This is a genomic window from Rhodopseudomonas telluris, from assembly GCF_042432815.1.
GTDB lineage: Bacteria > Pseudomonadota > Alphaproteobacteria > Rhizobiales > Xanthobacteraceae > Rhodopseudomonas > Rhodopseudomonas telluris.
The window spans coordinates 722,596-746,247 of sequence record NZ_JBHLWM010000005.1 but is presented as its reverse complement, the minus strand read 5'-3'; the positions used below and the strand labels follow the sequence as shown (position 1 = coordinate 746,247).

General features: G+C 67.7%; 24 protein-coding genes. 7 read left to right on the top strand and 17 right to left on the bottom strand.

Translation table 11 applies throughout. The features are described 5' to 3' along the window. Positions 1-4: 4 nt before the first annotated feature. Genes ureC through ACFFJ6_RS14980 form a run of 3 tightly spaced genes read left to right on the top strand, consistent with a single transcriptional unit; the run spans position 5 to position 3,194 of the window. Positions 5-1,714 carry an urease subunit alpha gene (gene ureC / locus ACFFJ6_RS14990; protein WP_378389046.1) on the top strand — a complete coding sequence of 570 codons (1,710 nt, stop codon included), beginning with the start codon at positions 5-7 and terminating at the stop codon, positions 1,712-1,714. 3 nt (positions 1,715-1,717) lie between these two features. After that, positions 1,718-2,374 (top strand): urease accessory protein UreG, encoded by a 657-nt coding sequence (ureG, locus tag ACFFJ6_RS14985; RefSeq protein ID WP_378389044.1) that lies wholly within the window; start codon positions 1,718-1,720, stop codon positions 2,372-2,374. After that, complete coding sequence (locus ACFFJ6_RS14980) at positions 2,340-3,194, top strand: urease accessory protein UreD (protein ID WP_378389042.1); 855 nt, start codon at positions 2,340-2,342, stop codon at positions 3,192-3,194. Before ureG ends, ACFFJ6_RS14980 begins: the two co-directional genes overlap by 35 nt. Here ACFFJ6_RS14980 and ACFFJ6_RS14975 read toward each other — a convergent pair whose 3' ends face one another. The 11 genes from ACFFJ6_RS14975 to phnG form a co-directional block, all read right to left on the bottom strand. Then, the gene (locus ACFFJ6_RS14975) at positions 3,195-5,507 is read right to left on the bottom strand and encodes a nitric oxide reductase activation protein NorD (RefSeq protein WP_378389040.1); all 2,313 of its coding nucleotides are present in this window, start codon (positions 5,505-5,507) and stop codon (positions 3,195-3,197) included. It abuts the gene before it with no gap. Continuing rightward, positions 5,504-6,304 carry a CbbQ/NirQ/NorQ/GpvN family protein gene (locus ACFFJ6_RS14970; protein ID WP_378389038.1) on the bottom strand — a complete coding sequence of 267 codons (801 nt, stop codon included), beginning with the start codon at positions 6,302-6,304 and terminating at the stop codon, positions 5,504-5,506. Before ACFFJ6_RS14970 ends, ACFFJ6_RS14975 begins: the two co-directional genes overlap by 4 nt. A gap of 447 nt (positions 6,305-6,751) precedes the next feature. Then, positions 6,752-7,369 carry a pyridoxamine 5'-phosphate oxidase family protein gene (locus ACFFJ6_RS14965; protein ID WP_378389036.1) on the bottom strand — a complete coding sequence of 206 codons (618 nt, stop codon included), beginning with the start codon at positions 7,367-7,369 and terminating at the stop codon, positions 6,752-6,754. After that, positions 7,366-7,968, bottom strand: a complete 603-nt coding sequence (phnN, locus tag ACFFJ6_RS14960; RefSeq protein WP_378389034.1) for a phosphonate metabolism protein/1,5-bisphosphokinase (PRPP-forming) PhnN — start codon at positions 7,966-7,968, stop codon at positions 7,366-7,368. Before phnN ends, ACFFJ6_RS14965 begins: the two co-directional genes overlap by 4 nt. Continuing rightward, entirely contained in the window at positions 7,965-9,119 is a 1,155-nt protein-coding gene (locus ACFFJ6_RS14955; protein ID WP_378389032.1) for an alpha-D-ribose 1-methylphosphonate 5-triphosphate diphosphatase, read from the bottom strand. Before ACFFJ6_RS14955 ends, phnN begins: the two co-directional genes overlap by 4 nt. A gap of 14 nt (positions 9,120-9,133) precedes the next feature. Next, on the bottom strand, positions 9,134-9,832 hold the full coding sequence (gene phnL / locus ACFFJ6_RS14950; protein ID WP_378389030.1) for a phosphonate C-P lyase system protein PhnL: 699 nt from the start codon (positions 9,830-9,832) through the stop codon (positions 9,134-9,136). An 8-nt stretch (positions 9,833-9,840) separates the two neighbouring features. Then, positions 9,841-10,635, bottom strand: a complete 795-nt coding sequence (phnK, locus tag ACFFJ6_RS14945; protein ID WP_054160801.1) for a phosphonate C-P lyase system protein PhnK — start codon at positions 10,633-10,635, stop codon at positions 9,841-9,843. Further along, positions 10,628-11,509 carry an alpha-D-ribose 1-methylphosphonate 5-phosphate C-P-lyase PhnJ gene (locus ACFFJ6_RS14940; RefSeq protein ID WP_378389028.1) on the bottom strand — a complete coding sequence of 294 codons (882 nt, stop codon included), beginning with the start codon at positions 11,507-11,509 and terminating at the stop codon, positions 10,628-10,630. Before ACFFJ6_RS14940 ends, phnK begins: the two co-directional genes overlap by 8 nt. After that, a complete protein-coding gene (locus ACFFJ6_RS14935; protein WP_378389026.1) occupies positions 11,506-12,612 on the bottom strand; it encodes a carbon-phosphorus lyase complex subunit in 1,107 nt (368 codons plus the stop codon). Before ACFFJ6_RS14935 ends, ACFFJ6_RS14940 begins: the two co-directional genes overlap by 4 nt. Next, a complete protein-coding gene (phnH, locus tag ACFFJ6_RS14930; RefSeq protein WP_378389024.1) occupies positions 12,612-13,220 on the bottom strand; it encodes a phosphonate C-P lyase system protein PhnH in 609 nt (202 codons plus the stop codon). Before phnH ends, ACFFJ6_RS14935 begins: the two co-directional genes overlap by 1 nt. 2 nt (positions 13,221-13,222) lie before the next feature. After that, positions 13,223-13,681, bottom strand: coding sequence for a phosphonate C-P lyase system protein PhnG (gene phnG, locus ACFFJ6_RS14925; RefSeq protein WP_378389022.1), 459 nt, complete (start codon positions 13,679-13,681; stop codon positions 13,223-13,225). A gap of 123 nt (positions 13,682-13,804) precedes the next feature. Between phnG and phnF the strand changes: the two genes are divergently transcribed. After that, entirely contained in the window at positions 13,805-14,533 is a 729-nt protein-coding gene (gene phnF / locus ACFFJ6_RS14920) for a phosphonate metabolism transcriptional regulator PhnF (RefSeq protein ID WP_378389020.1), read from the top strand. 231 nt (positions 14,534-14,764) lie between these two features. Here the strand turns inward: phnF and phnE (ACFFJ6_RS14915) are convergent, their stop codons facing one another. From phnE (ACFFJ6_RS14915) to phnC, 4 genes are all read right to left on the bottom strand, one after another. Further along, on the bottom strand, positions 14,765-15,613 hold the full coding sequence (phnE, locus tag ACFFJ6_RS14915; RefSeq protein WP_378389018.1) for a phosphonate ABC transporter, permease protein PhnE: 849 nt from the start codon (positions 15,611-15,613) through the stop codon (positions 14,765-14,767). Then, positions 15,610-16,488, bottom strand: coding sequence for a phosphonate ABC transporter, permease protein PhnE (gene phnE, locus ACFFJ6_RS14910; RefSeq protein ID WP_378389016.1), 879 nt, complete (start codon positions 16,486-16,488; stop codon positions 15,610-15,612). The genes phnE (ACFFJ6_RS14915) and phnE (ACFFJ6_RS14910) overlap by 4 nt, the downstream gene beginning before the upstream one ends. 73 nt (positions 16,489-16,561) lie before the next feature. Continuing rightward, complete coding sequence (phnD, locus tag ACFFJ6_RS14905) at positions 16,562-17,503, bottom strand: phosphonate ABC transporter substrate-binding protein (protein WP_378389014.1); 942 nt, start codon at positions 17,501-17,503, stop codon at positions 16,562-16,564. A 76-nt stretch (positions 17,504-17,579) separates the two neighbouring features. Continuing rightward, on the bottom strand, positions 17,580-18,392 hold the full coding sequence (gene phnC, locus ACFFJ6_RS14900; protein WP_378389012.1) for a phosphonate ABC transporter ATP-binding protein: 813 nt from the start codon (positions 18,390-18,392) through the stop codon (positions 17,580-17,582). Positions 18,393-18,564: 172 nt separating this feature from the next. Here phnC and ACFFJ6_RS14895 point away from each other — a divergent pair, with 172 nt between their 5' ends. Genes ACFFJ6_RS14895 through ACFFJ6_RS14885 form a run of 3 tightly spaced genes read left to right on the top strand, consistent with a single transcriptional unit; the run spans position 18,565 to position 21,139 of the window. Then, positions 18,565-19,197, top strand: a complete 633-nt coding sequence (locus ACFFJ6_RS14895) for a transferase hexapeptide repeat family protein (RefSeq protein WP_378389706.1) — start codon at positions 18,565-18,567, stop codon at positions 19,195-19,197. A gap of 22 nt (positions 19,198-19,219) precedes the next feature. Continuing rightward, positions 19,220-20,413 (top strand): alpha-D-ribose 1-methylphosphonate 5-triphosphate diphosphatase, encoded by a 1,194-nt coding sequence (locus ACFFJ6_RS14890; protein ID WP_378389010.1) that lies wholly within the window; start codon positions 19,220-19,222, stop codon positions 20,411-20,413. A gap of 21 nt (positions 20,414-20,434) precedes the next feature. Beyond that, on the top strand, positions 20,435-21,139 hold the full coding sequence (locus ACFFJ6_RS14885; RefSeq protein WP_378389008.1) for a DUF1045 domain-containing protein: 705 nt from the start codon (positions 20,435-20,437) through the stop codon (positions 21,137-21,139). 204 nt (positions 21,140-21,343) lie between these two features. On the opposite strand, the gene ACFFJ6_RS14880 is transcribed toward ACFFJ6_RS14885, so the two are convergent. After that, positions 21,344-22,900: an acyl-CoA synthetase gene (locus tag ACFFJ6_RS14880; protein WP_378389006.1), complete on the bottom strand. Its 1,557-nt coding sequence runs from the start codon at positions 22,898-22,900 to the stop codon at positions 21,344-21,346. A gap of 32 nt (positions 22,901-22,932) precedes the next feature. Then, positions 22,933-23,649, bottom strand: coding sequence for a TetR/AcrR family transcriptional regulator (locus ACFFJ6_RS14875; protein WP_378389004.1), 717 nt, complete (start codon positions 23,647-23,649; stop codon positions 22,933-22,935). Positions 23,650-23,652: the final 3 nt, after the last annotated feature.

Sequence of the window (23,652 nt, the reverse complement as noted above, 5' to 3'; positions counted from 1 at the left end):
CACCATGGCGAAGATTCAGAGGCGCGATTACGCCGCGCTGTACGGCCCGACCACCGGCGATAGCGTCCGGCTCGGCGATACGGCACTGCAGGCTGTGGTCGAGAAGGACTACGCGGTCTATGGCGACGAGTGCCTGCACGGCGGCGGCAAGACGCTGCGCGACGGCATCGGCATGGCCGGGATCACCAGCGCAGAGGGCGCGCTCGACTTCCTGCTGTGCAACGTGCTGGTGATCGATCCGGTGCTCGGCATCGTCAAGGGCGATCTCGGCATTCGTAACGGCCGCATCGCCGGCTTCGGCAAGGCCGGCAATCCCGCCATCATGGACGGCGTCGATCCGCGGCTGATCGTTTCGACCGGCACCACGGTGCGCGATTGCGAGGGCATGATCGCGACGCCCGGCGCCATCGACGTCCACGTGCATTTCGACAGCGCCGGGCTGGTCGAGCACGCGCTCGCCTCGGGTATCACCACGATGATCGGCGGTTCGCTCGGTCCGATCACGGTCGGCATCGATTCCGGCGGGCCGTTCAACACCGGCAAGATGCTGCAGGCGGCCGAAGCCTGGCCGATGAATTTCGGCTTTCTCGGCCGCGGCAATGCGCACGTCGCAGCGCCGATGGTCGAGCAACTCGAAACCGGCGTGATGGGGCTGAAGCTGCACGAGGACTGGGGCTCGATGCCGGCGGCGATCGACTGCTGCCTGCGCGTTGCCGACGAGTACGACTTCCAGGTCCAGATCCACACCGACACGCTGAACGAGTCCGGCTTCGTCGAGGATACGCTGCAGGCGATCGGCGGCCGCACTATTCACATGTATCACACCGAAGGCGCCGGCGGCGGCCATGCGCCGGACATCATCCGCGTCGCCGGCGAGATGCACTGCCTGCCGTCGTCGACCAATCCGACCAATCCCTACACGGTCAACACCTTCGACGAACATCTCGACATGACGATGGTGTGCCACCATCTCAATCCGGCGATCCCCGAGGACGTCGCCTTCGCCGAGAGCCGTATCCGAGCCCAGACCATCGCGGCCGAAGACGTGTTGCACGACATCGGCGCGATCTCGATGCTGGGCTCCGACAGCCAGGGCATGGGCCGTATCCACGAAGTGATCTGCCGGACGTGGCAGCTCGCCTCCAAGATGAAGCAGCAGCGCGGCGCGCTGCCCGAAGACAAGCCCGGCATGGGCGACAATGCCCGCATCAAGCGCTACATCGCCAAATACACCATCAATGCGGCAAAGACCTTCGGCATCGCCGATCACATCGGCTCGCTGGAAGACGGCAAGCTGGCCGACATTGTGGTGTGGAAACCGGCGTTCTTCGGCATCAAGCCGGAGCTGGTGATCAAGGGCGGCTTCATCGCCTGGGGCGCGATGGGCGACAGCGCCGCGTCGCTGATGACCTGCGAGCCGATCCGGATGCGGCCGCAATGGGGCTCGTTCGGCCGCGCGCCGTCGGCGTTGTCGGCGTGCTTCGTGCATCCGCTGGCGATCGACGGCGGCATCGGCGGCCGGCTTGGACTATCGAAGTCGCTGCTGCCGGTGAAGGGCACGCGTAAGCTCAGCAAGCGCGACATGCTGCACAATGACGCCTGCCCGCGGATCACCGTCAATCCGGATACGTTCGACGTGTTCGTCGATGGCGAACTCGCGACCTGCGAGCCCGCGACCGAGCTGCCGCTGGCGCGGCGCTACATGTTGAGGTGACGCATGGGACTGCAACAATCGCCGCCGACAGCGAGCGCCGGCGCCAAGCCGTCCGTCGCCGCGCGCATCGGCATCGGCGGGCCGGTCGGCTCCGGCAAGACCGCTTTGATCGAGGCATTGATCCCGGTGCTTCAGCGCCGCGGCGTCGATTTCGCGATCGTCACCAACGATCTTGTCACCAAGGAGGACGCCGAGCGTCTGCGCCGCTCCGGCCTGATCGATCCGGCGCGCGTCTCGGCGGTCGAGGCCGGCGCCTGTCCGCACACCGTGATCCGCGAGGATCCGACGCTGAACATTGCGGCGGGCGATGCGCTGGAGGCGAAGTTTCCGGGGCTCGAGCTCGTTCTGTTCGAATCCGGTGGCGATAACCTTGCTTCGACCTTCTCGCTCGATCTGGTCGATTGGTGGATCTTCGTCATCGACGTTGCGGGCGGCGACGACATCCCGCGCAAGCGAGGGCCTGGTGTGATCAAGTGCGACCTGCTGGTGGTCAACAAGGTCGATCTCGCGCCGCATGTCGGCGTGGTGCTCGAATCCATGCTGGCGGAGGCGGAGCGGGTGCGGGGCGGGCGGCCGGTGATCGCCACCAATGCGCGTTCCGGATTGGGTATCGAAGCGGTGGCCGATGCAATTACTTCCGCCGTCCTGTTTCCATCCTGAGCCCTCGCGGGTCTCGGCCGCGCATCTGGCGGCCGAGTTCGCCGGCGGCCGGACGATCCTGCGTCGGCAGCAGGTCGGCTACCCGTGGCATCTCACGCGCGGCTTCTATCTCGACCGCGCGCGGCCCGATCTGCTGACATTGTATCTGCAATCGGCCGCGGGCGGCATGTACGGCGCGGACGATCTGCGGTTCGACGTCAAGGTGAGCGATGGCGCGGCGCTGAATCTGACGACGCAATCGGCGACCGTGGTGCATCCGGGCCGCGACCGCCCTGCAGCGTTGCGCCAGCGCATCGATGTGGGCGCCGGCGCATTCGCGGCGCTGATCAGCGATCCCTACATCCTGTTTCCCGACGCCGAGCTGGCGCTGTCGACCACCGCCGTGGTCCAGCGGGACAGCGTGCTGCTGATCGCCGATGGATTTTCCACGCATTGCCCGCCGCGGTCGACGGGCGTGTTCCGCCGATACTCGAGCGAATTGCGGGTCGAGCGACCCGACAGTGAGCTGCTGATGCTGGATCGCGGCGCCTTGCGCGGCAGCGATCTGTCGGGCGATTTCGATGCGCTCGGCGGCGCCCGCGCTGCCGCCTCGGTCGTACTGATTGCCCCGCCGGATCGGCTGCCGCCTGCGGGCGAGATCGAGGCTGAAGCCGATGTTGTCGGGTGTTTCGCCGGGGTCTCGCAAGCCCCGAATGCGGCGGGTCTCGTGGTGCGCATGACGGCGCCGGACGCTGGCGGCCTGACGCGCGGCATCACCGCCGCATTCCACGTCATCACCCGCCACGTGCTCGGCGCCGAGCTGGCGCCGCGCCGCAAGTAATCAGCGCCGCGCCAGGCGGAAATACAATTCCGACAGCCGGCTCGGCAGATCCTCGACGCGGTGCACCAGCATGGTGTTGCCGCGGCCGAAGATCCGCGCCGCCGCCGCCATGCCGGCGCTGCCGAGCACGACGCCGAACGTGTCGATGCCGCGCCCATGCAGCTGCAGCACGGCGCGCCGCGCGTCCTCGATCAGATCGGCCGGGTCCTCGATGTCGATGTCCGACGGCTCGCCGTCGGTCAGCACCAGTACCAGCTTGCGGAAACTGCTCGTCCGGGAAATGACGTTGCCGGAGTGGCGAAGCGCCGTGCCGAGCCGCGTCGAATAGCCGGACGCGAGGCCGTCGAGGCGCGCCATGCTGTCGGGGCCATAAGGTTCCTCGAATGCTTTGACAGTGGTCAGCTTGACGTCGTCGCGCCCGTCCGAGGCGAAGGCCAGCAGGCCGAACGGATCCTGCAACGCCTGCATCGCTTCGGCCAGCAGGGCGACGGCGAGGCGCTCGACATCGAGCACCGTCGCACCCGAGGCGAGGCGGTCACTGGTCGATTGCGACACATCGATCAGCAACAGCGCGGCGAGATCGCGATGTTTCGAGGTCGAGGAGCGGAACACCCGCGGGTCGGGATCCTGCCCGGTGCGTAGCGCCAGTCCGGCGTCGATCACCGCGTCGAGGTCGAGGTCGTGGCCGTCGTGCTGGCGGTTGAGCCGCACGGCGCGGCCGACGCGCAGGCCCCGAACCAGTTGCGCGACCCGGCCGCGCAGGATGTCGGCGCGATCCAGCGCTTCGGCGATGCGCTTAGGATCGCCGCGCACGGCGGCGACCTCGCGCACCGTTGTCCATTCGGGACGCTCGATGCCGTGGCGACGGTCCCACTCCGGATACTTCGCCAGCACCGTGCCGCGCTGATCGGGCGCGACCGGGCGGGCCTTGCCGGCCTCGCTGTCCTGTGGCTGCTCGTCAGTGTTGCCGGGACCGTCGTCGGATTCCTGCTGCTCGATCCGCGCCGCATCGATGAACATCTCAAGTACGTCGGCATTGGCCTGCGGAGGCTCGTCGAAATCCCAAAGGCCGAGATTGTCGTCGCGGTACACCGGCTCGACCACGTAGGTCTTGGCGTTGAACTGCACCCGCATCTGGCCGAGGTCGTTGCCGAGCAGCATCCCGATCTCGCGCGAGATCGCCGGATCGCCGAGCCGCGGCAGCGCCTGCGCGAACAGCGCGCGGCCCTTGGCGACGAAGCCGTCGTCGTCCTGATAGTCCGGATCGAACAGCGCGCGGGAGAGGCGGGCCAGCAGCACCGGCGCGGTGGCGATGCCGGCGGGTTTCGCCGTGTGATAGGGAGCCCACAGCCGGCGCAGGCCGGGCAATTGCCGCATCGCCAGCGCCTCGATGCGGGCGTCCTCGATCAGGCCGACCAGCACGATCTGCAACGGCTTCAGTTTGCCGACGACGAAGCGTTCATCGCCGAGCTCGAGATGCGCCTGCGCATGGGCGGCGGCGGCGCGATACAGCGACCAGGCGGCATCGCCCTCGATGCCGCGATACACGTCCGGCAAGCGGATCAGCGGGCCCGCGATCGCGGCGCGCCGCGGCACGGCGGTGTCGGCCGGCGGCAGGCTGCGCAGCAACGGCGCGCGGCCCCACAGCGCGGTCACGAACGTCTTGAGATGCCGCTCGGTCTCGGCGAAGTCGACGCCGCCGAACTCGCGGCTGATCAGGCGTTGGGCCAGTTCGTGTTGCAGCGTGAAGTAGGTCAGCCGGACCTGCTTGTTGCCGGCGGCGAGCTTCAGGCCGGCGGCGATGAAGTTCTCGAACGCCTCGATCGAACCGGGGGCGAGGATCGGGGACATCCGCAGTGCGGCGGCTTCGACGACATCCGGCGCCTCGCGCGACAGGCCGCGCAGCGCAGCCCACCAGCGCGCCAGCATCGGTTCCGAGGCGAACGCGTTGCGGGCGATCGGCAGCGCTTTCAGGCTGAGCGCCGCGGCGCGGGCGCCGGCATTGCGGCAGATCTCCGCGGCCGCTTCGGCCGCACTCAACAGCGGCGCCATGTCGGCGGCGGCCGGTTGGCTCCGGCTGACGTCCCAAAAGGCGATCAGGCCGGTCGGGCCGATATTGACGTTCGCCAGCGCCAGCACCGCCTCCGCCCAAGCGTCGAGATCGGACTCCGGCCATCGATTACTCAGCTCGTCCCATGTCGCACGGAACGGCGCGCGCAGCGCATCGCGCTGGCGCATCAGCAGATGCAGCGTGCGGGTCGCGGCAGGCGTCTCGGCCGGCTGCACCGGGCTGAGCTGATCGCTGGTGCTCACGGCATGCACGCGTCGATCGCGGCGCGCAGCGCGGCGCGGACGTCGGGATTGTCGGTGATCGGCAGCACGATGCTCGATTGCACCGCGGTGGCGAGCGGCAGGCCGCCGCGCACCAGCCGGCCGGCATGGATCAGCATCCGGGTCGAGGCGCCTTCGTCGAGGCCGTGGCCCTGCAGATTGCGCGAGCGCTGGCCGATCGCCACCAGCACGTCGGCCAGCGCGGCATCGGCGCCGCTCTCGCGCGTCACGATCGCGCTCTCGACCTGCGGCGGCGGGTAGGAGAAGTCGATCGCCAGGAAGCGCTGCTTGGTGGATTCCTTGAGATCCTTGACGGCGCTCTGATAGCCCGGGTTATAGGAGATCGTGAGCTGGAAGTCCGCGTGGGCCGAGACGATCTCGTTGTGCTTCTCCAGCGGCAGCACCCGCCGCGCGTCGGTGAGCGGGTGGATCACCACGGTGGTGTCCTGCCGGGCCTCGACGATCTCGTCGAGATAGCAGATCGCGCCCTGCCGCACCGCCTGGGTCAGCGGGCCGTCGTGCCAGACGGTGCCCTCGGGTTCGAGCAGATAGCGACCGGCGAGGTCGGCGGCGGTCATGTCCTCGTGCGCCGCCACCGTGATCAGCGGCCTGCCGAGGCGCCAGGCCATGTGCTCGACGAACCGCGTCTTGCCGCAGCCCGTCGGCCCCTTGAGCATGACGGGAAGCCGCTCGTCATAAGCCGCGCGAAAGATCTCGATCTCGTCGCCGTGCGGCTGATAATAGGGCTCGGATGTGATCCGGTACGCGTCCAGGCTCATGCAATCCTCCAGGTTCGGAACGAAGGACGGACGCCGCGGACTGGAGATCGGAACATGCGGCAGCCACCGTCCCTGCAAAAGGGATCATGGCAATCACTGCCGCTGGGGCGCGCTGCTGCCTTGAAGCACGCTTGATAGCTGACAATAGCCCGAAACCGGCCGAGCGCAAGGGCGGAGCGGCCGCAGGGACCGCCGGCTCGAAGTCGGACCTCGAGCGGTTCGGCTTCTGAAGAATCAGAGCTAGCCATCGGACTGATGGCCACATGTGCAACCTCATGGTGAGGAGGCGCGAAGCGCCGTCTCGAACCATGGGCCGCTGGTGCTGCGCGGCCCCATCCTTCGAGACGCCCGGCTTTGCCGGGCTCCTCAGGATGAGGACTCGGTGCAGTTTGGCCAGGGCAATATTGTTTCGATCAAGAGACGAAGCGCTCTACCCCGTACGACCGCTCACCACATCGTCTCGGCGGCGCGCTGTGGCCAGGCGCGGTCGTAGGCGTCGCCGCCGACCCGGCCTTCGGTCATCGACGCCAGGATCTGGCCGGGCGTCGGCAGCATGGCGGGATCGACCTGCTTGTCGGGATTCCACAGCTCGGACCGGATCAGCGCCCGGCCGCACTGGAAATAGATCTCCTCGACCGTCATCACCATTACGCTGCGTGGCGCCTTGCCGTCGACGCGGAAGGAGTCGAGCAGCGCCGCGTCGGCGCTGATGACGGCGCGGCCGTTGATGCGCAGTGCGTTGAGCGAACCGGGGATCAGCAGCATCAGGGCGACGCGCGGATCGCGGACGACGTTGCGCAGCGAGTCGATGCGGTTGTTGCCGCGCCGGTCGGGCAGCATCAGCGTGGTGTCGTCGTGGATATGGATGAAGCCGGGCAGGTCGCCGCGCGGCGAGCAGTCGAGGCCTTCCGGACCGACGGTCGCCAGCGCCGCGAACGGCGAGCGCTCGATCAGCGTGCGATAGGCCGAGGTGATGTGGTTCGCGACCTTTTCGGTCGAGGCGTCGTTGGGCGCGCCGTACAGCGCTTCGAGCTCGGCGACAGAGGTGATGGCCGGGAACGTCATGGCTGGGCCTTCCTTCCAGCTTCGGGCGTGCCGCGGATGATCGCCAGCAGTTCGCGGGCGTGATCGTCGGGGCTCGCGACATTCATGATGGTGAAGTCGGCGATCTCGCCGCCGACGCTGCGCCCGATCCGGTCCGCACTCATCGCGTCGCTGCTTCGCGCCCGCAGTGCGATGCGCCGCGCCAATACGTCCGGCGGCGCCGTGATCTGGACCACCACGACGTTGGCGTAGGTCTGCCGCGCCTGCGCGATCACCGTGCGCGAGACATTCGCCACCACGGTGCGGCCGGCGCGGATGTCGTTGTCGATGGTGCGCAGCACGCCGTAGCAGTGCCCGTGCGCCTCCCAGTGCAGCGCAAATTCGCCCGCCGCGATCATGGCGCGGAACGCCTCGGGCGTGCTTTGCAGATTGTCCTCGGCAGGCGAGGGCTCCCGCGTCACCACCCGCCGCGCAAAACCGACGCGGCTTTCGCCGAGGCATGCGATCTTGGCGATGCCGAGCAGTGTATCCTTGCCGGCGCCGCTCGGCCCGACGACCAGCACCAGCCGGCCCGGTCCGATCCGGCTTGGCTGCGGGGCGATCGGCGCGAGCTCGGTCATGCCACCCGGTGTCCTTCGCGCCAGACGCTACGCACCGCCGGCACGTCGTGCGCAACGTGGACGCGGATCAGATCGGCGCGCTTGCCGACCGCGATCTCGCCGCGGTCGGGCAGGCCGACCGCTTCGGCGGGCGCCTTGGTGACGGTGCGCACCGCCGCCGGCAGATCGATCGCCGGCGCGCGCAGCGGCAGTTGCAACGCCGCCATCAGCAGGCTCGACGGGATGTAGTCCGACGACAGGATGTCGAGCAGTCCTTCGCGCGCGAGATCGATCGCGGCGATGTTACCCGAATGCGAGCCGCCGCGCACCACGTTCGGCGCGCCCATCAGAATGTCGATGCCCGCCTCGTGCAGGCGGCGTGCGGCCTCCAGCGTGGTCGGAAATTCGGCGACCGCCACCTTGTCGCGGATCGCCTCGACGACGTTCTCCTCGGTGGTGTCGTCATGGCTTGCCAGCGGAATCGCGTGCTGATGCGCCAGCGCGACGATCGCGCGCATGTTGGCGTCGGCGTAATTCTCCTTGCAGTACAGCCGGCGCGCGAACATCACGTCGAGCTCGGCGTCGGTCATGCCGGCGCCCTTGCCGCGATAGTAATCGCGCAGCTTCTCTTCGTCGCGGAACTGACGCTGCCCCGGCGTGTGGTCCATCAGCGACATCAGCCGGATGTCGGGCCGGTCGATCAGCTCCTTGGCCTCGTCGACTACATTGGGCATCGGGATCTCGCAGCGCAGATGCAGGAAGTGATCGGCGCGCAGCAGACCCGCGTCGCGCGCCGCCGAGATCGCCCCGGCCAGCACGATCGCCTGACCGTCGACGTCCTCGGCGCCTTCCTCGCGCCACACCCGCAGCGAATCCAGCACGGTGGTGATGCCGCAGGTCGCGAGCTGGCCGTCATAGGAGACCACGGCGGCCACCGGATTCCACTGCACTTTGGGGCGCGGCATGTAGTGCGCCTCGAGGTGGTCGGTGTGCAGTTCGATCAGGCCGGGGATCACCAGGTCGCCGCCCATGTCGAGGCCGCCGGCCGGCACGCCGCTGTCGCCGATCTCGGCGATGCGGCCGTCCGCGACCGCCAGCCAGCCGTGCTCGATGACGCGGTCGGCCAGCACGATACGGGCATTGCGGAGGATGAAGTCGGAAGTCGTCGTCATTACTGTCTCTCTCGTCAGGCGGCCGCGGCGAAGCTGGTGACGTCGATCAGCCGGTCGGCGATCCGGGTGCGCACCTCGTCGTCGTGCACGATGGCGATCATCGCGACGCCATCGCGTTTCTTCTCGGCCACGAGGTCCATCACCACAGCGCGGTTGGCGGCGTCCAGCGACGCGGTCGGTTCGTCCAGCAGCAGGATCGGAAAATGCGCGATGAAGCCACGCGCGATATTGACGCGCTGCTGCTCGCCGCCCGAGAAGGTCGCGGGCGGCAGCGTCCACAGCCGCTCGGCGATGTTCAGCCGTTTCAGCAATTCGCCGGCGCGCGCGCGGGCTTCGTCCTTCGCCACGCCGTTGGCGAGCAGCGGCTCGGCGACGACATCGATCGCGGCGACGCGCGGCACCGCGCGCAGAAACTGGCTGACATAGCCGAGCGTGAAGCGGCGCAGCTCCAGCACCTTGCGCGGCTCGGCGCTGGCGAGATCGATGGTCGCGCCGCGATGCAGGATGTCGATCCGGCCGCCGTCGCAGCGATAATTGCCGAAGATCATCTTCAGGATCGAGGACTTGCCGGCGCCGGACGGGCCGGCCAGCACCACGCATTCGCCGGCGCCGACCTCGAACGACACGCCGCGCACCACCGGCAGCCGCAGGCCGCCCTGCAGGTGCATCACGAAGGATTTCTGGGCATTGCTGAGTTGAATCATCGCGGTCATCGGCGGGCTCATGCGGGCAGGATCGAGGCGACGAGAAGCTGGGTGTAGGGCTCGTGCGGATCGTCGAGCACCTGGTCGGTCAGTCCGGTCTCGATCACGCGGCCGCCCTGCATCACCATCACCCGATGCGACAACAGCCGCGCCACCGCAAGATCGTGCGTGACGACGACGGCGGCGAGGCCGAGCTCGGTGACGAGGCCGCGCAGCAGATCCAGCAGCCGCGCCTGCACCGAGACGTCGAGGCCGCCGGTCGGCTCGTCCATGAACATCAGTCGCGGCTCGGTGACGAGGTTCCGCGCGATCTGCAGCCGCTGCCTCATGCCGCCCGAATAGGTGCGCGGCGCGTCGTCGATGCGATCCTGCGCGATCTCGACGCGCGACAGCCAGGAGGACGCGGTGTCGCGGATTTTGCCGTAGTGATTCCAGCCGACCGCCATCAGCCGCTCGCCGACATTGGCGCCGGCCGACACCGCCATGCGCAGGCCCTGCGCCGGGTCCTGATGCACGTAGCCCCAGTCGGTGCGGAACAGAAACCGCCGCTCCGCTTCGCCCAGCGCCGCGAGATCGCGCAGCACGCCGTCGCGCATCCGGTAGGAGACGGTGCCGGTGCTCGGCGCGAGCTGCGCCGACAGCATCTGCAGCAGCGTTGATTTGCCCGAGCCGGACTCGCCGACGATCGCCAGCACTTCGCCGGGATAAAGCTTGAACGAGATGTCGCGGCAGGCCTGCAGCCGGCCGTAGGACTTCGACAGATGCTCGGCGACGAGTAGCGGCTGATCGGCCGGGATGGTCCGGTCAAGCATCGGCGTGCTCCTGATGCGGCGCGCTTTCGCTGCCGCGATGGCCTTGCGCCTGGCGTGTCTCACAATAATCGGTGTCGGAGCAGACGAACATCCGGCCGCCGCGATCGTCGGTGACGATTTCGTCCAGATACGACTCTTCCGAGCCGCACAGTGCGCAGGGCGCGTTCTGCCGATAGCGCGTGAACGGGTGATCCTCGAAGTCGAGCGACACCACCTGCGTGTAGGGCGGGATCGCGTAGATCCGCTTCTCGCGGCCGGCGCCGAACAATTGCAGCGCCGCGCAATCGTCCATCTTAGGGTTGTCGAATTTCGGCGTCGGCGACGGGTCCATCACGTAGCGGCCATTGACCTTGACCGGGTAGGCATAGGCGGTCGCGATGTGGCCGAACTTGGCGATGTCCTCGTACAGCTTGACGTGCATCAGCCCGTATTCGGCGAGCGCATGCATCCGCCGCGTCTCGGTCTCGCGCGGCTCGAGGAAGCGCAGCGGCTCCGGGATCGGCACCTGATACACCAGAACCTGGCCTTCGTGCAGCGGCGCTTCGGGGATGCGATGCCGCGTCTGGATCACGGTGGCGTCGGCCGTGCTGGTGGTGGTGGCGACGCCCGCGGTCTTGGCGAAGAACTTGCGGATCGAGATCGCGTTGGTGGTGTCGTCGCTGCCCTGGTCGATCACCTTCAGCACGTCGTCGCGGCCGAGGATCGCCGCGGTCACCTGCACGCCGCCGGTGCCCCAGCCATAGGGCATCGGCATCTCGCGGCTGGCGAACGGCACCTGATAGCCGGGGATCGCGATCGCCTTGAGGATCGCGCGGCGGATCATCCGCTTGGTCTGCTCGTCGAGATAAGCGAAGTTGTAGTCCGGCGCGTTCATTCCGCAGCCTCCGGCAATGCTTCAGTGCGCTCAGCGGCATCGGCAAAATCCTGCCGCAGCCGGCGGATCAGTCCGAGTTCGGACTGGAAATCGACGTAGTGCGGCAGCTTCAGATGTTCGACGAAGCCGGTGGCCTGCACGTTGTCGGAATGCGACAGCACGAATTCCTCGTCCTGCGCGGGCGCGAGCGCTTCCTCGCCGAGTTCGCGCGCGCGCAGCGCACGATCGACCAGCGCCATCGCCATGGTCTTGCGCTCGCTCTGGCCGAAGGCGAGGCCGTAGCCGCGGGTGAAGCAGGGCGGCTCGGTGGCCGAGCCCTTGAACTGATTGACCATCTGGCACTCGGTCAGCGCGATGCTGCCGAGCGGCACGGCGAAGCCGGCGTCCTCCGCAACGAATTCGAGCTCGACCTCTCCGAAGCGGATCTCGCCGGCGAACGGATGGGTGCGGCCATAGCCGCGCTGCGTCGAATAGCCGAGCGCGAGCAGGAAGCCCTCGTCGCCGCGCGCAAGATTCTGCAGCCGCAGATCGCGATCAGCCGGAAAGCTGAGCGGCTCGCGGGTCAGATCGCCGACCGGCGCGTCGGGCCCCGGCTTCGATGTCGGCTCGATCAGACCATCGCGGCCGAGAATGTCGGTGACGCGCGGCATCGCTTCCGTCGGTGCCGGTGCGCTCGCCGGCTGCTCCGGCTCGCCGCCGGCGGCGAGTTGCGGATCGAGCAGGCGATGCGTGTAGTCGAAGGTCGGGCCAAGGATCTGGCCGCCCGGGACATCCTTGAAGGTCGACGACACGCGGCGCCGCACCGCCATCACGCCGGTGTCGAGCGGCTCGGTGGCGCCGAAGCGCGGCAGCGTGGCGCGGAAGGCGCGCAGCAGGAAGATCGCCTCGATCATATCGCCGCGCGCCTGCTTGATCGCCAGCGCGGCCAGCTCGCGATCATACAGTGAGCCTTCGGCCATCACCCGGTCGACGCCGAGCGCGAGCTGTTCGGAGATCTGCGCCAGCGTCACTTCGGGCACCGCGCGATCGCCGCGGCGCTCGTGGGCCAGCAGCCGGTGCGCATTGTCGATGGCGCGCTCGCCACCTTTGACGGCGACATACATCAGTTGCCTCCCTGTGCGACGAGCCGCGTGGTGCGCGGCAGCGCGACGATCGCATCGCCGACCGCGAGGATCAGATCGATGCCGCGCGGAAACAGCGGCGTCAGCGCGTCGCGCTGCGCCAGCAGTCCGGCCGATAGCGGCGCGCGCAGCATCGCCGTGCCACGAATGCCGGGGCCGCTGAGCTCGAACGCGAGCCCGTCATCGAGGCTGCCGAGCTGCAGAATCAATGTGGTCGAGCGATCCGGATAGTCGTTGCTGCCGAGCGCAAATTGCTCGAGGACGGGCATCGTGTCCGGATCGGCGATCAGCGCGAAGGCCGCGGCGTTCGGTTCGTCGACTTGCGGCGCCGAGGTGTGGAAGCGCAGCCATTGCGTCACTACTCCGCCGCGCGTCGCTTCATCGAGCCAGAGCGGAGTGTCGTGGTCGAACAGCGTCAGGGCGATTGCGGCGGTCGCCTCGGTGAGCGGAGCGGGGACTTGCTGCAAGCCAGTCTCCAGCCGCTGCACCGTGCCGGGTCGCGCCATCGCCTGCATCACGGCGCGAAAGGTGGTCTGCGCCGAGGTGACCTTGTCGGCGAAGCCGGCGGAGAGTTCGAACGCCATGCTCATCGTCAGCCCTCGCCTCGCACCATCGTGTAGAAATCGACCTTGGTGGCAGCCGTCCGCTCGGCCTTGCGCCGGCGCTCCGCGGCCTGCTCGGCACGCAGCGGCGCCAGCACGTTGCTCTCGACCGCCGCCGCAGTGTCGCGACGCTGGATCAACGCGTCGCACAGCGCGATCAGCTGCGCCTTCTTCTTGTCACGACCCAGCGTGTAGCCGAATCCGCATTCGCCGCTGGCGAGCCGCACGGCCGCGCGCGTCACCGTTGCTTCGCCGAGGTTGAACGGCGCGCCGTCGCCGCCGACGCGGCCGCGCACCATCACCAGGCCGTTCTCCGGCTCGCGCAGAGCTTCGCTCGCCGGCAGGTCGATCTCGGCGAGCCGGGCTGCGATCTCGTCGGCGCTGGCGTGAACCAGCACGGCCATCGCGGCCTGCCGGGTCTGCGTGCTGGTTTCGAAGGGCGTCGCCATGTTGCCTCTAGCCTGCCTCAAGTTGTCTGTGATATTAGACAACTTCATACCGGCGCGCCATGACCTTTTGATGACGAGGCCGTGAAATGCTAAACCGCACGCACAGTCAGAGCGAAGGACCAGATGTCGACACTGCAGGCGGATTCCGGCGTCGCGTTGTGGCGCAAGGTGGCGGACTCGATCGAGCGTGAGATTGTCCGCGGCGACTATCCGGCCGGTGAGAAGCTGCCGGGCGAGGTCGAACTCGCGGAGTCGCACCGGGTCAATCGCCACACCGTGCGCCGCGCTCTGGCGTCGCTCGCGGAGCGCGGACTTGTGCGGGCGGAGCGAGGCAGCGGCACCTATGTGGAGCCGGGGCGCATCGCCTATCCGTTGCGCTCGCGCACGCGCTTCTCCGAGATCGTCGGCGCCGGCGGCCGCGAGCCGCGCGGTCAATTGCTGGCGGCAAACCGCGAGGAGGCGACGCGCGAGCTGGCGCGCGAACTCGATCTTCCCGTTGGCTCGCCGCTGATCCGCATCGACAGCTTGCGGCTCGCAGACCGCGCGCCGATCTGCGTCGGCAGCACCTGGCTGTCGGCCGAACGCTTTCCCGATGCCGAGGAACTGTATCGCCGCTTCGGCTCGATGACCAAGCTGCTGGCCCAGCACGACATTCGCGATTATCGCCGCGCCTCGACGCGGATCACCGCCGCGATCGCCGATGCCGGCGACGCTGCGCGGCTCGACCTCGGCATCGGCCGGCCGGTGCTGATCGTCGAGGGCCTCGACGTCGACGGCAAAGGCCGCCCGCTATTGGCGATCCGCGCCCGCTTCGCGGCGGAGCGCGTGCAGTTCGTGGTGGAGACGGAGTAGCTAAAGTTACTTGTGCCGCCGCTGCGCTCTCACAGTAGCCGTTAGTACCGCATCGCCCCACCCTCAGCGTCATCGCCCGCGCAGGCGGGCGACCCAGCATTCCAGAGCGGCGGCTTTGAATCGCGAGCGCTCTGCAAATACTGGATCCTCCGCTTTCGCGGGGGATGACGGGAGTAGGCGGGGAGGCGGATGTGGCCAGCCTGAGGCATCAGTGCGCAGGAGGTCGTCACCCTACGCGATCGCCCGTTTGCCGATGATCGCGAAGCGCAGCCGCGTCGAGATCCAATCGATCGCTGCGACGGCGACCAGGATCATCAGGATCAGGAACGACACCTTCTGCCATTCCAGCACGCGGATCTGTTCGGCGAGTTGCAGGCCGATGCCGCCGGCGCCGACGATGCCGATGATGGTGGCCGAGCGCGTGTTCGACTCGATGAAGTACAGCACCTGACCGGCGATCACCGGCAGCACTTGCGGCATCAGGCCGAAGCGGATTTCGTGCAGCGGCGAGCCGCCGGAGGCGCGGACACCCTCGACCTGCTTGCGGTCGGCGGTCTCGATCGCCTCGGAGAACAGCTTGCCGAACGCGCCGAAGTCCGACACCGCGATCGCCAGCACGCCGGCGAACGGGCCGAGCCCGACGACGTTGATCCAGACCAGCGCCCAGATCAGCGTGTCGATGCCGCGCACGCCGTCGAGGAAGCGGCGGACCGGAAATCGGATCAACTGCGTCCGGATGATGTTGCGCGCGGCGAGCAGGCTGACCGGCAGCGCCATCAGCGCCGCCAGCGTGGTGCCGAGCAGCGCGATCGACAGCGTCTCGCCCATCGCCGACAAATAAGCAGGCAGCGACGAGCCCGGGTCCGGCGGGATCATCAGCAGCGCGAACCAGCCGAGCTGGCTCAGTCCGGCGAGGATGCGCTGCGGCGAGAAGTCCAGTTCGACCAGCCCGTAGATGAACAGCGCCAGCGCCGCCAGCGCGATCGCGGGAACGCCGAGTCGCGCCGCGGCGGGGCGTTCGAACAGATGCGGGTGACGCGCCTTCAGGTCGGCGAGGTCGGTCTGAGTCTGCGCGGTCATGCCCGGCCTCCGGTCAGGCGGCCGCGAATCCAGCCCGTCGAGATGTCGATGACGAATACGGTGACGATGATCAGCAGCAGGATGGCGCTGACGTCCGAATAATAGAACTTGCGGATCGACACGATCAGTTCCTGGCCGATGCCGCCGGCGCCGACGAAGCCCATCACCGACGCGCCGCGCACGTTGATCTCGAACCGCAGCAGCGCGTAGCTGGCGAAGCCGGACATCACCTGCGGCAGCACGGCGAAGCGCATGCAGGCGATCCAGCCGGCGCCGGTGGAGCGCACGCCCTCGACCGGCTTCATATCGACGTTCTCGACGATCTCCGAAAACAGCTTGCCGAGCGCGCCGGTGGAATGGATCGCGATCGCCAGCACGCCGGCCATCGGGCCGAGCCCGAAGGCGATCACGAACACCAGCGCGAACACGATGTCCGGCACGGTGCGGCAGATCTCGAGAAACCGCCGGATCACGAACAGCAGCCAGGGCTGCGGCGCGGTGTTGCGGGCGGCGAAGAAGTTCAGCAGCACCGCCAGCACCGCGCCGGCGAGCGTACCGACGTAGCTGATCAGCAGGGTCTCGCCGAGCAGCCCGAGCCATTTACGCCAGCCCCAAAACCATTCGGCCGGATCGGTCCACACCCGCGCGCCGCTGTCGAGCCGGAAGATGCGGTCGAAATAGCTGAAGAAGTTGCCGATCTTGGCGATGAACGTGCCGAGATCAACTTCGGCCCCGACGGCGGCCACGGCGAGCGCGGCGATCGCGATGCTGAAGCCGAGCGCCGTCCGCCAGCGGCGTCGCGCGATCGAATTGTTGTAGGCCGCGTTCAACGCGTCGAGCTGAGACTCGGGAAGCAGCGATACGGCCAGGGCCATGCGGGGAGGGCTCTCGATGCGCAAAAAACAGGGCCGGATCCCGAAGGATCCGGCCCGTGGGACGAGATGAAACTCAGGACGCCTTCTTCTTACGCAGGGCGTCGACGAACTTGATCAGCTCGATGGTGCTGTCCCAATCCTTGGTGGTGGCGGCGTGGAAGCCCTGCTTCTGACCGTCCGACAGGCGGTCGAACGCGGCCTTGTCCTTGGTCGGCGCGTCCATGAAGGCCTTGGCGATCGCCGTCTTGAGGTCTTCCGGCAGATCGGCGTTGTAGGCATAGGGGCCGTTGATGATCGGCGCCGACTTGTGGATGATGCGGAAGTCGTCCTTCTTCATTGCGCTGCCGTCGGCGTTCTTCAGCATGCCCTTGTGCAGCATCTGCGCCAGTGTGGAGTCGTTGTCGTTGGTCCACTGGTTGGCGGCGACGTCCACGGTGCCCTGCGCCAGCGCCAGGATGGCGTTCTCGTGGCTGCCGGTGAACACCACCTTGCCGAAGTAAGCGTCGGCATCCGAGATGCCCATCTTGTCGAGCTCGAAGCGCGGCACGTTGTTGCCGGAAGTTGAGTTCGGATCGACCAGGCCGAGGTTCTTGCCCTTGAGTTCGTCGATCGACTTGTAGGGGCTCGCCGCCTTGACGAAAAACACCGAGTAGTAGCCGGTCGAGCCGTCGTGATTGATGTCGTTGGCGAAGGCTTCGGTCTTGACGCCGGTGAGCCGGGCGCGGGCGAACGAGGCGGAGCCGTAGCTGGCGATCTGGATGTTGCCGGCGCGCTGGCCTTCAATCACCGCGGCGTAGTCGTTGGCAATACGCAGGTTCACCTTTACGCCGAGTTCCTTCGACAGATAGGCGACGAACGGCGTCCAGCGCTCGGTGACGCCCGAGGCGTTTTCGGCGGGCACGACCGCGAAGGTCAGCTCCGGATATTTCGCCTTGTAGTCCTGCGCCAACGCGGTGGACGCCGTGAACGCCAGCGTGGCGGCGGCGAGCAGAATGGATCGGCGATTGATGGTCATCGTGACATCCCTGTGAGTTGATACGTGTCTTTGGCCCGCGGTCGCCGCGGGCTTCCGTTCGGGCGCGCGTGCGGCGTTAGGCCGCGACGGTGCCGAGTTCGGGAACGAGGCCCTTCGCCGGGACATGGACCGGCGCGGTGCCCATCACCTCGTTGGCTTCGAGGTCGTAGAGTTCGCGGGCGATGCTGTCGGTCAGCGCCGCCGGCACGTCGTCGAACACGATGCGGCCGTTGGCCATGCCGATCAGCCGATCGCAATAGCTGCGGGCGAGATCGAGCGAGTGTAGATTGCACAGCACGGTGATGCCGAAATGCTTGTTGATGCGCAGCAGGGCGTCCATCACGACCTTGGTGTTGCGCGGGTCGAGCGATGCGATCGGCTCGTCGGCGAGGATCAGGTCGGGCTCCTGCACCAGCGCGCGGGCGATCGCGACGCGCTGCTGCTGGCCGCCGGAGAGCTGATCGGCGCGCTGCGCGGCGAGCGGCGCGATATCGAACTGATCGAGCGCCGACATCGCCAGCGCGCGGTCCTTCTCGGGCCAGGCCTGGGCGAGGGAGCGCCAGGCGGGCACATGGGACAGCCGGCCCATCAGGACGTTTGTCATGACGTCGAGCCGGCCGACGAGGTTGAACTGCTGGAAGATCATCGCCGAGCGGGCGCGCCACTGGCGCAGTTCGCGGCCCTGCAGGGCGGTCACGTCGGTACCCTCGAACAGGATGCGGCCGCCGGTCGGGTCGGCCAGGCGGTTGAGCATGCGCAGCAGCGTCGACTTGCCGGCGCCGGAGCGGCCGATCACGCCGACGAAGCTGCCGCGCTCGACCGAGAACGATGCGTTGTCCACGGCAGCCTTGCTGCCGAAGCAACAGGTGAGTCCTTCAACGACCAGCATGCGCCGCTCCCGAGAAATTGTTGCTCTATCGCTAACGCTGGTATTTTGCAGGCATATGACAGTCGGGTAGTTCGCGACTTGTACACAGTCCGCGTGTGTCATGCCCGCGTCACGACGCCGTCATCGAGTGCGCAGAAGAACCTCTGCCCCGATGAAATAAATGACGGAACTCATGGTCGCAAAATCGCTCTCGGTCGAACCCACCGTCGATCCTTCCGCCCGCCTGCACGACACCAAGCTCGGCGCCTATTGCGAAGTCGGTGCGCGCACCATCCTGCACGAAGTCGCGATGGACGATTACTCCTACGTCGTCAACGACTCGCAGATCACCTACACGACCATCGGCAAATTCTGCTCGATCGCGGCGATGACCCGGATCAATCCGGGCAACCATCCGATGCAGCGCCCGACGCAGGCGCATTTCACCTATCGGGCCAGCGCGTACTTCCCCGGCGAGCAGGACGATGCCGAGTTCTTCGACTGGCGCCGCGCGCATCACGTGCGGATCGGCCACGATGTCTGGATCGGCCACGGCGCGATCGTGCTGCCGGGCCGGAGCATCGGCACTGGCGCGGTGATTGCAGCCGGCGCGATCGTTACGCGTGAAGTGCCGGCCTACACCATCGTTGCGGGCAATCCCGCGCGCGTGATCAAGCGCAGGTTCTCCGAAGAGGTCGCGGACCGTTTGGTGAATCTGGCATGGTGGGACTGGGACCACGACACGCTGCGCCGCGCGCTGCCGGATTTCCGCAAGCTGCCGGTCGAGGCGTTTCTCGACCAATACGAAGCCACTGTGCCCGCCTGACGTGCCGCAACGGGAGAACGAGATGACCGATATCCTGATCGAAGGCGGCCGGGTGCTGCTGCAGGACGACCTGGCCGAGACGTCGCTGGCGGTGGTCGGCGGTGCGATCGATGGCGCTGGCGCGAGCAATGGTCATGCCGCCATGCGGATCGACGCGGGCGGGCTGCTGGTGCTGCCGGGCATCGTCGATCTGCACGGCGACGCCTTCGAGCGGCAGATGATGCCGCGGCCCGGCGTAGACTTCCCGATCGACGTCGCGCTGGCGGACAGCGACCGCCAGGCGATCGCCAACGGCATCACCACGATGTTTCATGCCGTCACCTGGTCGTGGGAGCCGGGTCTGCGTAGCGCCGCCAATGCGCGTCGCATGCTGGATGCGATCGACCTGACCCGCCCGCGGCTCGCCGTCGACACCCGCATTCACCTCCGCCATGAGACCTTCAACCTCGACGCCGTCGACGAGATCGCGCAGTGGATCGGCGAGCGCCGCGTCGATCTGTTCGCCTTCAACGACCACATGGATTCGACGTTGCGCGATCTGTCGCGGCCGCACCGCCGCAGCCGGATGGTCGAGCGCACCGGCCTGTCGGGTGAGGAGTTCGATCGCCTCGTCGAGCGCGTCGCCTCGCGCACCGCGGAGGCGCCGGCCGCCATCGCGCGGCTCGCGGCCTGCGCCCGCGACGCCGGCCTGCCGATGCTGTCGCACGACGACGATACGCCGCAGATGCGCCAGGACTATCGCGCGCTCGGCGTCCGCATCGCCGAATTCCCCACCACCGAGGAGACCGCCCGCGACGCCGCTGCGGCCGGCGATTTCATCGTGTTCGGCGCGCCGAACGTGGTGCGCGGCGGCAGCCACACCGGCTGGACCAAGGCGGCCGACATGATCGCCAAGGGTCTGTGTTCGGTGCTGGCGTCGGACTATTACTATCCGGCGCCGCTGCTCGCGGCGTTCCGGCTGGTGCATGACGGCATCCTGCCGCTGCCGCAGGCCTGGAAGCTGATCTCGGAGGGGCCGGCACGCGCCGCGGGTCTGTCCGATCGCGGTGGGCTCGGCGCCGGCAAGCGCGCCGACATCCTGATCGTCGATGATCGTGTCGCGCTGCGGCCGCGGCTGGTCGCCGCGATCGCGGGCGGACGCCTCGTGCATATCGACGAGCCGGAGCGCTTCGTGATGTCGCACAAGGTGCGGCCGACGGCGGTTGCGGCGGCCTGAGACCCGGATATTCTGCTGACGATGTCGAATTTTCCCCGTTACGCCATCTATTATCTGCCGCCGCCCGGCAGCGCGCTCGATCGCTTCGGGGCGGCACTGCTCGGCTACGACGCGGTCTCGGGGGAGGACGTGCCGTTTCCCCCCGGCATGCTTGATGCGGTTCCAGATTGGGCCGACGTCACGGCCGATCCACGCAAATACGGCTTCCACGCCACGCTGAAGGCGCCGACGGCGCTGGCGCCCGGGCTCACAGAAGCCGACTTGCTGTGGGCCTGCGCGACCTTCGCAGAGACGCCGCGCGCGATGCCGGTGATCACGCCGGCCGTGCAGGCGATCGGCAGCTTCATCGCGTTGATGCCTGCGTCCGCATCGGACGATCTCGCGCAACTCGCCGCGGACTGCGTGCGCAGCTTCGACAGCTTCCGGGCGCCGCTCTCGGCCGCGGATCGCGCGCGCCGAAACCCCGCCACGCTCACGCCGCGGCAGGTGCAGTATCTCGATCAGTGGGGCTATCCTTACGTCATGGAGGAATTCCGCTTCCACATGACGCTGACGGGATCGCTGCCGCCTGGTCGGCAGGACGATCTGCTCGGCCGGCTGCGCGAGCAGTTCGCTCCTCTTGAACTTGATACGCTGGCGATCGATCGCATCGCCGTGTGTCGGCAAGACGGCCCCGGCGATCGATTCCGCAGCATCGGCCAGTTTCAACTCCGGCCGATGCTGTAGAGCTTGCGGGAGGCTCAGAGCGCTTCATCGCTAGATTGAAGCGCTATCGACCGCGCCACATTGCCCTGAGTCCTCATCCTGAGGAGCCCGGCGAAGCCGGGCGTCTCGAAGGATGAGTCCGCGGGCGGTCGTGGCCCATGGTTCGAGACGGCGCTTCGCGCCTCCTCACCATGAGGTCGTGCGTGGAGCAGACACTGAACCGACTTAACTGACGCGGCGTTCGCGATTGTCCCAATAGGGCTGGCGCAGCTCGCGCTTCAGGATCTTGCCGGCGCCGGACAGCGGCAGCGGCGTCTCGGTGATCTCGACGCTGCGCGGGCACTTGTAGCCGGCGATCAGCGCCTTGCAGTGGGCGATCAACTCGTCGGCGGTCACCGTCGCGCCGGCCTTGGTGACGACGACGGCGTGGACCTGCTCGCCCCAGGCGTCGTGCGGAATGCCGATCACCGCGCATTGCGCCACGGCCGGATGCTGCGCCACCGCGTTCTCGACCTCGACCGAGTACACGTTCTCGCCGCCGGAGATGATCATGTCCTTGACGCGGTCGACCACGAAGACGAAGCCGTATTCGTCCATGTAGCCGCCGTCGCCGGTGTGCATCCAGCCGCCGGCGAGCGCGCGTGCCGTCTCTTCCGGCCGCTCCCAATAGCCCATCATCACGTTGTCGCCGCGGACGCAGATCTCGCCGACCGTGCCGTAGGGCACCGGCTTGTCGTCGGCATCGACGATGCGCACCTCGCAGCCGAGCGTGGCGCGGCCGGCGGCGCGCTGGCGGCCCTTGGCCTTGCCCTCGCCGATGTGCTCCTTCCAGTGCAGCAGCGTGGCGATCGGCGACAGTTCGGTCATGCCGTAGGCCTGGGTGAACTGCACGTGGGGCAGGGCGGCGCTGGCGCGCGCCAGCACGGCTTCGCTGATCGGCGAGGCGCCATAGACGATGTTCTTCAGCGACGACAGGTCGTAGGTCTTGAGTGCCGGGTGATCGACGAACATCTGGATCATGGTCGGCACCAGCAGTACGTCGGTGACGCGCTCGTTCTGCATCGCCTGCATCACGCCCTCCGGCGTGAACGACGGAATCATCACGTTGGAGCCGCCGGACAGCAGCAGCGAATACATCGCGGCGCCGTTGGCGAGATGGAACATCGGCGCGGCGTGCAGATACACCGAGGTGCCGGGGAACAGGCCTTCGCCAAGTGCATTGAGCGCGTTGGCCATCAGGTTGCCGTGGCTCAGCATCACGCCCTTGGAGCGGCCGGTGGTGCCGCCGGTGTAGAAGATGCCGGCGAGGTCGTCGGCCTTGCGCATCGCGTCCGGGATCGGCTCGTGCGCCGAGATCACGTCCTCGTAGCTCCGCATGCCCTCCGGCACGTCGCCGTCGTCGGCATAGATCATCGCCATGCCGGGCATCGCTTTCGCCAGCGCCACGCCGGTCGCGGCGAACGCCTTGTCGACCACCAACGCCACCGCGCGGCAGTCGCGCAACGCGTCCTCGTTCTCCAGCGCGCTCCAGCGGATGTTGAGCGGCACGATGACGCCGCCGCACCAGCCCGCGGCCAGATACATTTCGAGATAGCGGTCGGAATTCATCGTCAGAATGGCGACGCGTTCGCCTTCGCCGACGCCGTGCGCGCGCAGGCCGGCGGCAAGCCGCGCGACGCGCTCACCGACTTCGCGCCAGGTCCGTCGCCGTCCGTTGAACACGGTGGCGAGGCCGTCCGCGTTGATCTGCAGCGCCCGCCGCAGGCCGTGAGTGATATTCATGGTGGTCCTCCCTTGGTATGTTTCTTCTTCGATTATTTCTTCTTGCGTTGGGGCGGCGCCTTCGCGGCGCTCTTCTTGGTCTTGGGTGCGGATGGTTTCTTGGCCGCTCTCTTCCCCGCAGTTGTGGTGGCAAGCCCTTCGGTCAGCCGCTCGGCGAAGTCATCGGCGATCGCGTCCGGTGTCAGCGGGCCGCCGCGTTGATACCAATGCCCGATCCAGTTCAGCGAGCCGGCGATCGCGAACGCCGCCATCTTCGGATCGCAGGGCTTGATCGAGCCGTCGGCGATGCCCTCGGTGATGTAGCGCCGGAAGGTCTGGTCGATGCCGCGCTTGGCGGCGCGCACGGTCTTGGCGTTGCTCGGGCTGAGGTCGCGCGGATCGAACCGCACCAGGCTGGCGCCGAAATCCGTCGCCATCGTCTCCGCATAGGAGTGCACCAGCGCGCGCAATTTGCCGAGGCCGTTCTGCCGGCTGCCGTCGATCGCGGCGATGAAGCCGTCGACCTGCTCCTGCCCGAGCGCCCAGCATTCGAACAGAATGTCCTCCTTGCTGCGGAAGTAGTTGTACAGCGCCGGTTTGGTGATGTTCAGCCGCTCGGCGACCTCGTTGAGCGTGGCGCGGTGATAGCCCTGCTCGAGAAATAATTGCACGGCCGTGCGCAGCACCGCCTCGCGCTTTTCGTCGCGGGCGCGGCGGCGGTTCTCGAACGTCATCCAGGGCGAGGGGTCGTTGGCGGGGCGTCCGTCCATCAT

Bases quoted from the DNA above. Each gene is read 5' to 3' on its own strand.
- phnC (WP_378389012.1), bottom strand. From the start codon at position 18,392: ATGCTGGTCGTTGAAGGACTCACCTGTTGCTTCGGCAGCAAGGCTGCC.
- phnH (WP_378389024.1), bottom strand. From the start codon at position 13,220: ATGAGCATGGCGTTCGAACTCTCCGCCGGCTTCGCCGACAAGGTCACC.
- ACFFJ6_RS14965 (WP_378389036.1), bottom strand. From the start codon at position 7,369: ATGACGTTCCCGGCCATCACCTCTGTCGCCGAGCTCGAAGCGCTGTAC.
- ureC (WP_378389046.1), top strand. From the start codon at position 5: ATGGCGAAGATTCAGAGGCGCGATTACGCCGCGCTGTACGGCCCGACC.
- phnL (WP_378389030.1), bottom strand. From the start codon at position 9,832: ATGACCGCGATGATTCAACTCAGCAATGCCCAGAAATCCTTCGTGATG.
- ACFFJ6_RS14935 (WP_378389026.1), bottom strand. From the start codon at position 12,612: ATGTATGTCGCCGTCAAAGGTGGCGAGCGCGCCATCGACAATGCGCAC.
- ACFFJ6_RS14970 (WP_378389038.1), bottom strand. From the start codon at position 6,304: ATGAGCCTGGACGCGTACCGGATCACATCCGAGCCCTATTATCAGCCG.
- ACFFJ6_RS14890 (WP_378389010.1), top strand. From the start codon at position 19,220: ATGACCGATATCCTGATCGAAGGCGGCCGGGTGCTGCTGCAGGACGAC.
- ACFFJ6_RS14955 (WP_378389032.1), bottom strand. From the start codon at position 9,119: ATGACGACGACTTCCGACTTCATCCTCCGCAATGCCCGTATCGTGCTG.
- phnG (WP_378389022.1), bottom strand. From the start codon at position 13,681: ATGGCGACGCCCTTCGAAACCAGCACGCAGACCCGGCAGGCCGCGATG.
- phnD (WP_378389014.1), bottom strand. From the start codon at position 17,503: ATGACCATCAATCGCCGATCCATTCTGCTCGCCGCCGCCACGCTGGCG.
- phnN (WP_378389034.1), bottom strand. From the start codon at position 7,968: ATGACCGAGCTCGCGCCGATCGCCCCGCAGCCAAGCCGGATCGGACCG.
- ACFFJ6_RS14895 (WP_378389706.1), top strand. From the start codon at position 18,565: ATGGTCGCAAAATCGCTCTCGGTCGAACCCACCGTCGATCCTTCCGCC.
- ACFFJ6_RS14885 (WP_378389008.1), top strand. From the start codon at position 20,435: ATGTCGAATTTTCCCCGTTACGCCATCTATTATCTGCCGCCGCCCGGC.
- phnK (WP_054160801.1), bottom strand. From the start codon at position 10,635: ATGCTTGACCGGACCATCCCGGCCGATCAGCCGCTACTCGTCGCCGAG.
- phnE (WP_378389016.1), bottom strand. From the start codon at position 16,488: ATGGCCCTGGCCGTATCGCTGCTTCCCGAGTCTCAGCTCGACGCGTTG.
- ACFFJ6_RS14880 (WP_378389006.1), bottom strand. From the start codon at position 22,900: ATGAATATCACTCACGGCCTGCGGCGGGCGCTGCAGATCAACGCGGAC.
- ACFFJ6_RS14940 (WP_378389028.1), bottom strand. From the start codon at position 11,509: ATGAACGCGCCGGACTACAACTTCGCTTATCTCGACGAGCAGACCAAG.
- ACFFJ6_RS14875 (WP_378389004.1), bottom strand. From the start codon at position 23,649: ATGGACGGACGCCCCGCCAACGACCCCTCGCCCTGGATGACGTTCGAG.
- ACFFJ6_RS14980 (WP_378389042.1), top strand. From the start codon at position 2,340: ATGCAATTACTTCCGCCGTCCTGTTTCCATCCTGAGCCCTCGCGGGTC.
- phnE (WP_378389018.1), bottom strand. From the start codon at position 15,613: ATGACCGCGCAGACTCAGACCGACCTCGCCGACCTGAAGGCGCGTCAC.
- ureG (WP_378389044.1), top strand. From the start codon at position 1,718: ATGGGACTGCAACAATCGCCGCCGACAGCGAGCGCCGGCGCCAAGCCG.
- phnF (WP_378389020.1), top strand. From the start codon at position 13,805: ATGTCGACACTGCAGGCGGATTCCGGCGTCGCGTTGTGGCGCAAGGTG.